This is a genomic window from Pseudonocardia sp. EV170527-09 (assembly GCF_008369905.1).
GTDB lineage: Bacteria > Actinomycetota > Actinomycetes > Mycobacteriales > Pseudonocardiaceae > Pseudonocardia.
In genome coordinates this window covers 1-232 of sequence record NZ_VRMC01000679.1, presented here as the reverse complement: position 1 = coordinate 232, position 232 = coordinate 1, and the positions used below count along the sequence as shown (strand labels likewise).

The window sequence follows — 232 nt, the reverse complement described above, 5'->3', positions numbered from 1 at the left end:
GTCCTCAGTTGCAGCCACCACTGTTCGCGGGGACGACGATGAGCGGCGTCAATGAGAGAGGGCATGGTGTCCATCGAACAGGGCCGCATGCCCGACTCGTTGACGCCAATGAACCATGAACCGTCCTGATGCGCCGCCAACTCGTCGTCAATGAGATTGAGAGCGCGATACCCGAGTCGGTTGGCGAGCAAGCGGTCGAAAGGTGAGGGTGAGCCGCCTTGCTGCATATGCC

At 60.8% G+C, this 232-nt stretch carries 1 protein-coding gene; it reads right to left on the bottom strand.

The features are described from left to right. Window positions 1–191, bottom strand: a 191-nt coding sequence (locus FVA95_RS30470) for a hypothetical protein (protein ID WP_205016122.1), incomplete at its 3' end; no start/stop codon positions are given. Window positions 192–232 lie beyond the last annotated feature (41 nt).